Genomic DNA, 12650 nt, shown 5'->3' with positions numbered 1-12650 from the left:
CCTTACTTCTTGCCGGACTTGCTATCAACTTTTGGGTTGAGACGACGCCACGCATGACGTTTCAGCATCACCCAGGCCCCACTGCCGACCAGCGCTGAAAGCAGCAATGCCGCCAGCGCCATCAGCACCGAGTGCTGGTTGGCATACCACACCACCATCATGTACCACGGCATTTCACCGCTCGGGAATTGCGGACCCACGCGGAAACTGCGAATGCCGTTCTCATCGGTGATGATGGCGGTATCGCCGCGAATTCCGGCGTTGATGCGCGCCGAATTCAGGTCTTCATGCAGGCGCAGCAGTTGCTGATCGCTGGTCGCCACCGTCATCACCACCAGGCGATCGCGGTTCCACGGCGAGCGATAGCTGACAAAGCCGCGCCATGCTTCGTTGGACGAGAAGTAACGATCGGCATCCAGCTGCTGGCGATACCAGTCGCCGGTAAGCCAGCCGCGCAGCTTGTCCCAGGTGTTCGGCTCTTTCACGCCCAGCGTGTTGCCGCTGGTTTCATACGGCGTGTTGACCAGCATTGCCTGGTTGAAGTCGTTGTTCTGCGTGGTGCTCACCGCTAACACATCGCTGCGCTGCAGGCGCGTCATGTTGGTGCCGCCGTTTGGCAGGCCAAACAGCACCTGATTCTGCAACAGCGGTACGCCAGTGGCGTTACCGGCACGTGATGCCATATCCAGCAGCGTAGCGATCTCCGCATCGCTCGGCTGTTGCGGCAGCAGCAGCGTGGTCTGCGAGAAGTCCGCCAGACGCGAGAACGGGAACGAGGCGCCAACAAAGTAAGAGAGGTTTGGCAGCATGGTGAAGTGGCGCGTGTGGCTCAGATCGATCCACGAATCCTCTTCAATGCGGCTCTTGATGTTGTTGTTCAGCAGCACGCCGCACGGTGCATCCGCTTTCGGCTTGATGTTGAAGTAGAGCGCCAGCTGGTTGTCACCGTAAATCAGGTACGGCTCGAGCTTCAGGGTGTAATGCTCCTGACGCGCGTCGCCACCCAGGCGATGCCAGGCGCTTTCCAGCAGGCCCACTTTGTTCACCGTCAGGTTGCGCAGGAAGGTGCCGTTGATCATCACGTTGAGGAACGAGTTGCTCTCATCAATCCAGCTTTCGGACGGGAAGCGATAGTGCAGCTCCACTGGAATGGTATCGCCATCCCACATAAACAGATCCGGCGCGGCGCGGAAGTTGACGCTCAGCGCATCGTGCCAGATGCCGGTGGTGGTCAGGCTCTGGTCTTTACGCAGCAGTTCGCTCAGGCGCACCGGACGCGTGGTGTTGATCCAGCGCGGAGCATCGTACGGTTTACGCATACCAATCGGCTGCGGTTGTACGTTCAGGCTGCTGGCATCGGTGGCCAGCGGCTGTGTGGTTAAACGGTTGGCGGCCTGACGCAGCTGATCGTCATTGGCGCCCACCACCAGCAGCAGTTTGTAGACCGGATTGTTGGGATTATCGATCACCTGCAGCAGCGGACCGCTGGTGGCGGGCAAGGTCACGGTGCCGATCTTATCGCCCGGATGTCCCACCAGAATGCCGTTGTGCTCAGGCAGATCGCCGCGCACCACCGGGAAACGAATCCCACGATAGTCCGACTGAATGCCCATCCACGATGCCACCAGCGCAGCGGCGCTGATGCTGTCCGGCGCGACATTGGCTGCAAAGCCAAAGGTGACGCTGGCTGGCGTCATGCGCTGCGCATCGATAAACGGACGCGGGAAGTTGCGCAGGCTGGTGCCAATATTCAGTTGCTGGCCTTCGAGGCTCAGCGTGGTTTTGGGCAGAATCGCTACCTGATACTGCTGCGCGCTCTCTTTCTCGCACAGCAGCTTGTCGGCATCGTTAATCTTGAAGCTGAGGTTGTTGCTGGAGACCACCATCGCTGCCGGAATATCCAGCTGGTAGTCGCTGACGTCGCTGTCGCTCGAACCGAGCGGCAGAGTGCCGAGCGGCTGACCGTTCAGCATCAGCTGCAGCGACGTGTTGCGCGCCGCCAGTGCCGCCGAGACGCGCAGTGACAGATTGAGGCGCGCGTTGGTGATCACTTCATCGCTGGGCAGCGTGAAGACGATACCGGATTGCAGCTGACCGCCGGTGAGCGTAATGCCGCGCGGCTGGCCCATCTGCGCGACGGAAACGGTGGTACTGATCGGCTGATTGAGCGTTGCCGCTGCGTTATCCGCAATGGCCGCAGGTGCAGTAGGCGCAACCGTTGGCAGCACCATCTCGGGCGCGGGTGCGGTTTCGCCTGGCGCGGGCTCTGCGGGCGCGTCGTTTTCCGTTACCGGTGCCGTTTCCGCTGGCGCGTACGGTGCCGCGCCTGCAGCCTGTTGCAGCTGCTGATCGGCCGCACTTTCCATGCCCTGCGGCGGTGGAACCTCAGACAGCGCACCGCTATCCTGAGTGACCGCCGGGGTTTCAGCCCACGCGGGCGCGAGCAGCAGCGCCGTTGCCAGCGAGCTTGCCAGCAACGTTTGCGTCAAATTCTTCATGCAGCGCTGTCCTCTTTTGCGGCGGGCTGGTTGTCACGCTTACGCTTCTCACGGCGATCTTTCCAGGTCAGCCAGAACAGCTCAAATACAGTACGAATAATGGTGCCAAGCGAAACCAGCGGGTTGTCCTGCTTGTACTCGGGCTGGATCCACGCATCGGCGCGCGCCAGCACCACACGCACCAGTTCACGGCGGCGCGACAGCGGCATATCGCCAAAGCGCAGACGGATGCTCTCGTCATCACCGGAGATTTTGCTTACCGGAATGGTGATGGTGCCGGATTTCAACAGCAGATCGATCTCTTCGATTTCATCCTGCTCATGACGATTGTCCGGCGCATCGAGCTGCGCACCGCCCATCGACAGATCGCTGGTTTGCGTGCGTGACGAGATGCCGCTGGCATAGTGAATCACCGCCGGAATCTGTACTTCGATACGGATGGTTTTACGCACCTGTTTGGTTTCACGCGCCACGGCAATTGCCGCCATCAGGATGATCAGGCTGAACACCGCCCAGCCGACGTTGAGCGCGATAACGTAAGGATCAACGCCAAAGTAGTCATGCGCCACCGCACGCACCACGCCCGCGATGATGCCAATCGACAGCAGCAGCGCGACAATCACGTGTGGACGCACGATGTGGAAATCGAAGAAGCCTTGATCGAGCAAACCGCCTTTATCCGTTACGTTAAATTTCCCGCGCTTCGGTGCCAGCATGGTCACCAGCGTGGGGATAACGAGGTGGAAGCACATCACGGTTTCGTAGATTTCGCCCCAGAAGGTGTAGCGGAACTTGCCGTTCATGCGCGAGTTGACGTAGAGCGACATCACCAGATGCGGCAAGACGTAGGCAAAAATCAGCGATGCCGACGAGTGGATGATATTCAGGTTAAACAGCAGGTACGCCAGCGGTGCCGTCAGGAACGCCACACGCGGCAAGCCGAACTGGAAGTGCAGCATGGCGTTGAGGTAGCACAGACGCTGCTGCCACTTTAAGCCCCGACCAAACAGCGGATTATCAACGCGGAAGATCTGCGTCATGCCGCGTGCCCAGCGGTTACGCTGCACCACGTGCAGACCCAGACGCTCGGTTGCCAGACCGGCCGCCAGCGGAATCGCCAGGAAGGCAGATCCCCAACCGAGGCGCTGCATTTTCAGCGCGGTGTGCGCATCTTCGGTGACGGTTTCTACCGCAAAACCACCGATCTCTTCCAGCGCGCTACGGCGGATCACCGCACAGGAGCCGCAGAAGAAGGTGGCGTTCCAGTTATCGTTACCCTGCTGGACCGGGCCGTAGAACAGCGAACCTTCGTTCGGGATGCTGCGCGCTGCGCGCAGGTTACGTTCGAACGGATCCGGCGAATAGAAGTAATGCGGCGTCTGCAGCAGCGCCAGCTTTGGATCGTTCAGGAAGGGCCCCACCGTCGCCTGCAGGAAAGTGCGCGTGGCGACGTGGTCGCAGTCGAAGATGCAGATCAGTTCACCTTTGGTGATCTTCATCGCGTGGTTGAGGTTACCGGCTTTGGCGTGGCTGTTGTCGTCACGCGTGATGTAACCCACGCCAACGTCAGCCGCAAACACCGCAAACTCGCTGCGCTTACCATCATCCAGCAAATAGACCTTCAGCTTGTCGCGCGGATAATCAATACACTGCGCCGCCAGCACGGTATCACGCACCACATCCAGACTTTCGTTGTAGGTCGGTACATAGACGTCTACCGTCGGCCACAGGCTAATATCATCCGGCAGTGGCTCGATGGTGCGCTTTAATGGCCAGGTAGTTTGCAGGAAACCAAGAATTAAGATCAGCCAGACGTACAGTTCGGCCAGATATAAGCCGATACCCAGGATCGCTTCAATCTCTGAATTAAACTGCAGCGTCTCCGTGGTGCGCCACCAGATATATCGGGTCGACATCAGCGCGGAAAGGATAACCATCACAACGGTTATTTTGCGGCTTTTGCTGAAGCCCAGTAAAAACATCATCCCGATGCTGATCAAGCCAAAGATATATTGCTTTTGGCTGTCCATAGGCGTGATGACGATTACCGCTGCTACCGGTGCAAGCACCAGCAGTAGCAGGTAAAACCCGAGTTTACTCATGATTCACCCTGAAGAAGCTGTGTTGTTATTATGTGGCCGGATCCGGCCTCATTATTAATAGTGGCTGCGAATGGGGGCCTGAACTTCGCCGTTACCCACGGTGATATTCAGGATATTAGCCACGCGTTTCGCCACTAATTCGATATCAAACGCAGCTGCAGAAGCCGGGCTGAAATCATAGACGGATTGTTGCGAGGCATTGGCTTCCGCGACGCTTTCATCACGATGTACCACGCCTAATAAATTCTCACCTAAACGCTGCTGCATAAATTCCGTGACTTCACGGCTAATATTGCGGCGGTTATCGCTCTGGTTAAGCACAAAATAATGACCCCGTTTATTATTTAGGGGCTGACCAATCATGCGGTCATTTTCTATTTGCGGCAGTAGAGAGACTGATGCGGTATCTGCCAGCATCACCACTACATGCATATCGGCAAGCGCGGTCATGGCTTTAAGCGCAGGGCCCGGGCCCGGAGGAAAATCGGCAATGATGACCAATCCCGGATAGTTCAGTACCGTGTCCAGACCGCGCTGCAGGAAGTGCGGATCTTTTACCAGGTTCTCTTCAAAACGTTCGCGCTGCTCTTCGGTGACATCGCCATACGGCATAACGAAAATATTGCCGCCGGTGGTCAGAATGGATTGGCTCCAGTCGGCTTGATCTGCAGAGCGCGCCACAAAACCGCGACCATCATTGAGCGGCACGCCGAAATGCAGGCGCAGGGCATTCTGAACATCAAAATCGATTGCCAATACCTTGCTGCCAGCGCGAGCCAGACTCCACGCAAGGTTGGCCGCCATGGTGGTTTTTCCTACTCCCCCTTTTGGCGAGCACACACAAACTAACGGCATAGCGCAATCTTCTCCAGTAGCGGTTTTAACGGTGTTTCTTTGGCAAGGTTAGCAGGCTCAGCAGGACGCGAGCGGAACAGAGCACCAAAACGGGACGGTGCAGACGCGGCCGGACGTGCCGGTTCAACCGGTGCGGCAAAGGTAGATGCGGGTGCGACCGCGAGCGGTGCTGGCGCGACAGGCGCGGGAGCAATCAGTGCCGGTTCGGCGGCAGCCGCCGGCTGAACCGCAGGCGCTGCAGCAGGTTTAGCCGGCGGGAACAGTGAGGTGGCGGCCTGGCGCTCAACCAGCGTGGCTTTCGGCGCAAGCGGCATTGATGCTGGCGCGGATTTAGCTGGGGCGGGCGGGAACAGGGACGAACTGCTCGCCGCTGGGACCGCGGCAGACGCGCTCACACTATCGAGAATCGATCCGCGTGAGGTGGCCATTGATGCCGTCTGAACAGGCGCTTGCGGTGCACTGAATTCATCACCGCTAATGGGCTGAGGTTGCGGCATATCAATGCGCTGACCGCTGCCTAATTCTGGCTCTTGATCGGTAGCCAATTGGCGGAGTAACGCCCACTGGCTTTGATCGGCTTCCTGCGATTGGCCGGACATGTCCTTAAAAGCGATGTCAAGCGTCTGCGTTTTCTCTTTAAAACGCTGCAGATCGTCGTAATTCTTCATGATCAGAGCCTGTAAAAACGGGAGGGAATTTTCCGCGAATATATCACACACATTAAGAGACGGTGAGACAAATCTGATTATTAAAACGTCGCATTCAATAAAAGAATTCTATCTTTCTGATTGAAAAACTGGGAATGCAAAAAGCGTGCAATTGTTTATTGACGGGGATTAATTAGTATCAATTAACAGAAATAGTGACGCGCGGGATTTTAACCTAAGCTACTGAAAATACTCTACTGCGCTGCAAGTTATGGATTTTATTCCAATGTGATGAAGCTCACGCAATCCTGACCAAAATAAGAATTTGCCTTTACGCTTTATATCCTAATCAGGACCAATTGATTACTGATTCATTCAGGTTATGCTTTTTAAAGCACCTTGATAATGCGGTTATCAGCCGTTAATTTCCCTGATGTATTACATTGCCAAAAAGAAAGGCTCCCGCGGGAGCCTTCAACCCTCATTGGCGTTAATTTATAGCGTGCCCACCGGCTGATTTTCATCCTGATCAACCGCGAAGCAGGCAATTTGCTGATCGCCATACTGCTTCAGCTTTGGCTGCAGCTGAACACAGGTGCCAAAACGACGGCGGCAGCGCGCGTTAAATGCACAGCCCGGCGGCGGATTGAGCGGGCTCGGCAGTTCGCCTGTCAGCTTAATACGCTCGCGACGGTCGTCTGGATTGAGACGCGGTGTCGCCGACAGCAGCGCCTGAGTGTAAGGGTGGCGCGGATTGCTGAAGATCGCCTCTTTGCTGCCCTTCTCCACGCAGCGACCGAGATACATCACCATCACCTCATCAGCGATGTGCTCCACCACCGACAGGTCATGCGAGATGAAGACGTAGGACAGACCTAAATCCTGCTGCAAATCCATCATCAGATTGAGCACCTGCGCGCGCACCGACACGTCGAGGGCGGAAACAGGTTCATCGGCAATCAGCACATCCGGATCGAGCATCAGGCCGCGTGCGATAGCGATACGCTGGCGCTGTCCACCGGAGAACATGTGCGGATAGCGATCGTAATGCTCGGTTTTCAGGCCAACTTTCGCCATCATCTCCAGCGTTTTTTCTTTGCGTTCCGCTTTGGTCAGCGAGGTGTTGATCACCAGCGGCTCTTCAAGAATCTGGCTGATTTTCTTGCGCGGATTGAGCGAGCCGTACGGGTTCTGGAACACGATCTGGATTTTCTGGCGGCGCAGTTTCTGCGCCTGCGGATCGTGCTTCAACAGATCCTGACCGTGCCAGAAGAGCTGACCTTCGGTCGGCGTTTCAATCATGGTCAGCAAGCGGCCCAGCGTCGATTTACCGCAGCCGGATTCACCCACCACCGCCAGCGTTTTGCCGCGTTCGAGGTTGAACGACACGCCATCCAGCGCTTTTACCAGACGTTCCTGGCCGAACAGACCTTTCTTCACCGGGTAGTGTTTTTTCAGGTCAATTGCCTGCAACAGGTAATCCTGCTGGTTGTTATCAAGACTCATAAGTCGGTCTCCCGGCATCATCCAGTGGGAAGTGACATTTGGCCTGACGGCCCGGAATGTCGCGCAGCTCCGGCTCTTCACGGCGGCAGCGATCGGTTACGTACGGGCAGCGCGGATTTAACAGGCAGCCGGTTGGGCGATCGTATTTACCCGGCACCACGCCCGGCAGCGACGCCAGACGCGCTTTGTCCGCGGCAAACTCCGGCAGCGCGCGCAGCAGCGCTTGCGTGTAGGGATGACGCGGTGCTTTGAAGATATCCACCGCTTTACCGCTCTCCACCACCTGACCGGCATACATCACGATGATGTGCTGAGCCGCTTCGGCCACCAGCGCCAGATCGTGGGTAATCAGGATCAACGCCATGTTCTCCTGCTTCTGCAACTCCAGCAGCAGTTCGATGATTTGCGCCTGAATGGTGACGTCGAGCGCCGTAGTCGGCTCATCGGCAATCAGCAGCTTCGGTTTGCAGGCAATCGCCATGGCGATCATCACGCGTTGGCTCATCCCGCCCGACAGCTGATGCGGATAAACATCCAGACGCGATGCCGCATCGGGAATACCCACCTGATCGAGCAGATCAACCGCGCGCTGACGACGGGTACGTTTACTGCCGCCCTGATGCACCTTGAGCGCTTCCATAATCTGGAAACCTACGGTGTAGCACGGATTGAGACTGGTCATCGGGTCCTGGAAGATCATCGCCACTTCAGCACCAACCAGTTGGCGGCGCTCTTTTTCGGAGATTTTCTGCAGGTCGCGCCCGTTGAATTCCAGTTTTTCGGCCATCACGCGGCCGGGATAATCAATCAGGCCCATGATCGCCAGCGAGCTGACCGATTTACCGGAACCCGATTCACCGACAATACCAACCACCTGGCCCTGCTCGACCTGATAACTAATGCGGTCAACCGCACGGAACGGTGTCTTTTCGTCGCCGAAATGCACCGATAACTTATCTACATTTAATAACGCCATCTCGGTGCCTCTTTACTGCTTGAGTTTCGGGTCGAGTGCATCACGCAAACCATCGCCCATGAGGTTGAATGCCAGAACCGTCAGCAAAATGGTCACGCCAGGGAACGTCACCACCCACCAGGCACTTTGCGCATACTGCAACACGTCGGAGAGCATGGTGCCCCACTCCGGCGTTGGCGGTTGCGCCCCCATACCGAGAAAGCCCAACGCCGCCATATCGAGGATGGCGTTGGAAAAGCCTAATGATGCCTGCACGATCAGCGGTGCCAGGCAGTTAGGCAGAATATTGATAAACATCTGACGCAGCGTGCCAGCTCCCGCCACGCTCGACGCGGTGACGTAGTCGCGGTTGACTTCAACCAGCACCGCAGCACGTGTCAGACGGATGTAGTGCGGCAGCGCCACGAAGGTGATGGCCAGCGAAGCATTGACGATCGACGGACCGAAGATCGCCACTAACACCAATGCCAGCAGCAGGCTTGGCAGCGCCAGCATGATGTCGACCACGCGCATAATAATCGCGTCCACCACGCCGCCGAGATAGCCGGCCATCAAACCGAATATCACGCCGAGAATCAGCGACAGCACGACGACCATGCAGCCCACCAGCAGCGACAGGCGAGCACCGTACATCAGACGCGACAGCACATCGCGACCCACGTCATCGGTACCGAGGATGTAGCTCCAATTGCCGCCTTCCTGCCAGACCGGTGGATGCAGCAAGGCATCGCGGAACTGTTCAGCCGGTGCGTGCGGGGCCAGCACATCGGCAAAAATAGCAATTAACAGCATCAGAATGATGTAAACCAGGCCGATAACCGCGCCTTTATTACGTTTGAAGTAGTGCCAGAATTCCTGTAACGGGGTCATCGGCTTGGGTGCAGCAGTTACGCTTGCGGGATCAACAGCAGACATGATTCCCCCTTATTTCTTATGACGGATACGTGGATTGACCACGCCGTACAACAGATCAACCAGCAGGTTGACCACGATGATCAGAATCGCCACCAGCAATACGCCGCCCTGAACCACCGGATAGTCACGGCGTTGCAGCGCTTCGATCAGCCAGCGGCCGAGTCCCGGCCACGAGAAGATGGTTTCGGTCAGGATCGCACCGGCCAGCAGCGTACCGACCTGCAAGCCAATCACGGTGACCACCGGCAGCATGGCGTTACGCAGCGCATGCACCACAATCACGCGCATGCGCGTCAAACCTTTGGCGCGCGCGGTGCGGATGTAGTCTTCACCCAGCACTTCCAGCATGGAGGAGCGCGTCATACGCACAATCACCGCCAGCGGAATGGTGCCAAGCACGATGGCCGGTAAAATCATGTGCATCACGGCATCTTTGAAATCGCCCGGTTCACCCCACAGCAGCGTATCAATCAGCATAAAGCCGGTGAGCGGATGGCTGTCGTCAAGGAAGATGATGTCGCTGACGCGTCCGGAGACCGGTGTGAGGTTCCACTGCACCGAGACCAGCATGATCAGCATGATGCCCCACCAGAAAATCGGCATCGAGTAACCGGTGAGCGAGATGCCTACGGCGGTGTGATCGAAGATTGAGCCGCGTTTTACCGCTGCCAGCACACCAACAGGAATACCCACCGCAACCGCGAACAACATGGCGCAGATGCCCAGTTCCAGCGTGGCTTTAAAACGAGGAACGAATTCGTCCCAGACCGGGATGCGGCTTTTCAGCGAGATGCCGAGGTCGCCGTGCAGTACACCATTGATGTAGGTGAGATATTGCTTCCACATCGGCTGATCGAGGCCAAACTGCGCCATCAGCTGAGCGTGACGTTCGGGGGAGATGCCGCGTTCGCCGGCCATGATCAGTACCGGATCGCCGGGGATCAAGTGGACAAACGCGAAGGTCAATAACGTGATACCGATGAACGTTGGGATGACAAGGCCCAAACGTCGGAGTATGAATTGCAGCATAAGCCTGGTTCTCTGACATTTCCCATAGCGTTACCGCCGGGGACAACATTGCTCAACACTCGCAGCCAGCCATAGGCGGACGCGACGCAAGAAGCGCTTCATTAGTAGAATTAGCCGGAAAAAAAGAGCGGAATACGGGCGGCGAAGGTGCCGCCCGAGGGCCAGCAATGCTGGCCCTAACCGCGATAATCCGAAAGGTTATTCCTGGATATCGACGTTTTCGAAGTGATGTTTACCTAATGGATCAACCACATAACCAGATACTTTCTTGCTCACTGGCTCATATACGGTTGAGTGCGCGATGATCAGCGCCGGAGCCTGGTCATGCATCACTACCTGAGCCTGTTTGTACAGTTCAATACGTTTGTTGTGATCGGCTTCAGCACGTGCTGGCTGAATCAGATCTTCAAACGGCTTGTAGCACCAACGTGAGTAGTTCGAACCGTCTTTCGCTGCTGCACAGCTGAACAGCGTAGCGAAGAAGTTATCCGGATCCCCATTATCACCGGTCCAGCCCATCATGACGGTCTGGTGTTCCCCGGCTTTCGCGCGTTTCAGGTACTCGCCCCATTCGAAGGTAACGATTTTGGCTTTCACGCCAATTTTCGCCCAGTCAGCCTGAACCATTTCTGCCATTCGGCGTGCGTTCGGGTTGTATGGACGTTGTACCGGCATGGCCCACAGGTCGATTGAGAAGCCATCTGGCATGCCCGCTTCTTTCAGCAGCGCTTTAGCTTTCTCAGGATCGTAGGCGTAATCTTTGATGTCGTCGTTGTAGCCCCACATGGTTGGTGGGATCAGGTTTTTCGCGGCCTGGCCAGCGCCCTGATAAACGGCATCAATAATGGCTTGTTTGTTTACCGCCATGGTCAGTGCCTGACGCACTTTCACGTTATCCAGCGGTTTTTTCTCGGTGTTGAACGACAGGTAACCGACGTTCAGACCAGGCTGCTCCATCAGATTAATTTTGTCGTCTTTCTTCATGCTGGCGATGTCGGCCGGATTCGGGTACGGCATAACCTGGCACTCACCCTTCTGCAGTTTGGCGTAACGGACAGAAGCATCTGGCGTGATGGAGAACACTAAGCGATCAATCTTCGGCTTGGTTCCCCAAAAGTCTGGATTAGCTTTATACAGAATGCGCGAATCTTTCTGATATTGCTGCAGCACGAATGGACCAGTGCCCACTGGATTGAGGTCCAGCTTCTCTGGCGTGCCCGCTTTCAGCATATTGTCGGCGTACTCTTTTGACAGAATTGAAGCGAAGTCCATACCGAGGTCAGCGATGAACGGCGCTTCTGGACGGGTCAGGGTGAAGCGTACGGTGTAATCGTCAACTTTTTCGATTTTGGCGATCAGCTTAGGCATGTCCATGCCTTCGAAGTATTCGTAGCTGCCGCCAGAAACACCGTGATATTTGTTGTTTTTGTCGAGCTGACGCTCGAAGGAGAACACGACGTCATCGGCATTGAAGGTGCGGGTTGGCTTGAAGTCTTTGGTCGATTGCCACTTCACGCCCTGGCGCAGATGGAAGGTATAGGTTTTACCGTCCGCGCTGACATCCCATTTTTCTGCCAGACCTGGCTGCAACTCGGTGGTACCGGTTTTGAACTCAACCAGACGGTTGTAGATCGGTACGGAGCTAGCATCGTAGGTGGTGCCCGATGTGAAGAGCTGCGGGTTGAAGCCTTCAGGCGAACCTTCTGAACAATAAACGAGGGTTTTCGCCTGGACACCAGCGGCAACGGTCATAGCAATCAGGCTGAGACCGACCTTCAGCATCCTGGATTTAGCCAGGGAGTTGATCATGTTTTGCTCCATTGTGATGTGATGTTGTGTGCGTCGCCCGACCTCTGATTTTTTTATGCGGTTCGGGCAGGTCAATTAAGCGTAAGCAAAATGTGAGCGGTTATTTTTGCCGGGGACATTGTCAGGCAGGTCCGTCTCTACATTTTATTGACGCATCAATTTGTCAACAGTTGCAATAAACGTCAATACAGTGTGGGGTTATTTACACAGAGTGTGAGTAAGTGCAAGCAACGATAAAAAACACCCTTATTGCGCTGAGCCAAAATTTAAAAAGGTGATAAAGCACTCAATGCCGCGTGATTATCTGGCTATG

At 56.1% G+C, this 12650-nt stretch carries 9 protein-coding genes; all 9 read right to left on the bottom strand.

Going from position 1 to position 12650, the window contains the following annotated elements; genetic code table 11:
• Positions 1-2: 2 nt before the first annotated feature.
• The 9 genes from bcsB to dppA all read right to left on the bottom strand — a co-directional run bounded on the left by bcsB (position 3) and on the right by dppA (position 12337).
• Positions 3-2498 (bottom strand): cellulose biosynthesis cyclic di-GMP-binding regulatory protein BcsB, encoded by a 2496-nt coding sequence (bcsB, locus tag WFL93_RS16420; RefSeq protein WP_336778582.1) that lies wholly within the window; start codon positions 2496-2498, stop codon positions 3-5.
• Positions 2495-4600, bottom strand: a complete 2106-nt coding sequence (gene bcsA, locus WFL93_RS16415) for a UDP-forming cellulose synthase catalytic subunit (RefSeq protein WP_007890822.1) — start codon at positions 4598-4600, stop codon at positions 2495-2497. The genes bcsB and bcsA overlap by 4 nt, the downstream gene beginning before the upstream one ends.
• 54 nt (positions 4601-4654) lie before the next feature.
• A complete protein-coding gene (gene bcsQ, locus WFL93_RS16410) occupies positions 4655-5455 on the bottom strand; it encodes a cellulose biosynthesis protein BcsQ (protein ID WP_007890821.1) in 801 nt (266 codons plus the stop codon).
• On the bottom strand, positions 5446-6123 hold the full coding sequence (gene bcsO / locus WFL93_RS16405) for a cellulose biosynthesis protein BcsO (RefSeq protein ID WP_336778581.1): 678 nt from the start codon (positions 6121-6123) through the stop codon (positions 5446-5448). The genes bcsQ and bcsO overlap by 10 nt, the downstream gene beginning before the upstream one ends.
• Positions 6124-6597: 474 nt before the next feature.
• A complete protein-coding gene (dppF, locus tag WFL93_RS16400) occupies positions 6598-7608 on the bottom strand; it encodes a dipeptide ABC transporter ATP-binding subunit DppF (RefSeq protein ID WP_007890819.1) in 1011 nt (336 codons plus the stop codon).
• On the bottom strand, positions 7598-8584 hold the full coding sequence (dppD, locus tag WFL93_RS16395; RefSeq protein ID WP_049852293.1) for a dipeptide ABC transporter ATP-binding protein: 987 nt from the start codon (positions 8582-8584) through the stop codon (positions 7598-7600). Before dppD ends, dppF begins: the two co-directional genes overlap by 11 nt.
• 12 nt (positions 8585-8596) lie before the next feature.
• Positions 8597-9499 (bottom strand): dipeptide ABC transporter permease DppC, encoded by a 903-nt coding sequence (gene dppC, locus WFL93_RS16390; RefSeq protein ID WP_336778580.1) that lies wholly within the window; start codon positions 9497-9499, stop codon positions 8597-8599.
• Between the two features lie 9 nt (positions 9500-9508).
• Positions 9509-10528, bottom strand: a complete 1020-nt coding sequence (gene dppB, locus WFL93_RS16385) for a dipeptide ABC transporter permease DppB (protein WP_007890814.1) — start codon at positions 10526-10528, stop codon at positions 9509-9511.
• Positions 10529-10726: 198 nt separating this feature from the next.
• The gene (dppA, locus tag WFL93_RS16380; protein ID WP_007890813.1) at positions 10727-12337 is read right to left on the bottom strand and encodes a dipeptide ABC transporter periplasmic-binding protein DppA; all 1611 of its coding nucleotides are present in this window, start codon (positions 12335-12337) and stop codon (positions 10727-10729) included.
• Positions 12338-12650: the final 313 nt, after the last annotated feature.

It is taken from the genome of Pantoea sp. USHLN256 (genome assembly GCF_037149875.1).
GTDB lineage: Bacteria > Pseudomonadota > Gammaproteobacteria > Enterobacterales > Enterobacteriaceae > Pantoea > Pantoea nemavictus.
This window is presented reverse-complemented; position numbering and strand designations above follow the sequence as displayed.

Bases quoted from the DNA above. Each gene is read 5' to 3' on its own strand.
- bcsB (WP_336778582.1), bottom strand. From the start codon at position 2,498: ATGAAGAATTTGACGCAAACGTTGCTGGCAAGCTCGCTGGCAACGGCG.
- bcsA (WP_007890822.1), bottom strand. From the start codon at position 4,600: ATGAGTAAACTCGGGTTTTACCTGCTACTGCTGGTGCTTGCACCGGTA.
- bcsQ (WP_007890821.1), bottom strand. From the start codon at position 5,455: ATGCCGTTAGTTTGTGTGTGCTCGCCAAAAGGGGGAGTAGGAAAAACC.
- bcsO (WP_336778581.1), bottom strand. From the start codon at position 6,123: ATGAAGAATTACGACGATCTGCAGCGTTTTAAAGAGAAAACGCAGACG.
- dppF (WP_007890819.1), bottom strand. From the start codon at position 7,608: ATGAGTCTTGATAACAACCAGCAGGATTACCTGTTGCAGGCAATTGAC.
- dppD (WP_049852293.1), bottom strand. From the start codon at position 8,584: ATGGCGTTATTAAATGTAGATAAGTTATCGGTGCATTTCGGCGACGAA.
- dppC (WP_336778580.1), bottom strand. From the start codon at position 9,499: ATGTCTGCTGTTGATCCCGCAAGCGTAACTGCTGCACCCAAGCCGATG.
- dppB (WP_007890814.1), bottom strand. From the start codon at position 10,528: ATGCTGCAATTCATACTCCGACGTTTGGGCCTTGTCATCCCAACGTTC.
- dppA (WP_007890813.1), bottom strand. From the start codon at position 12,337: ATGATCAACTCCCTGGCTAAATCCAGGATGCTGAAGGTCGGTCTCAGC.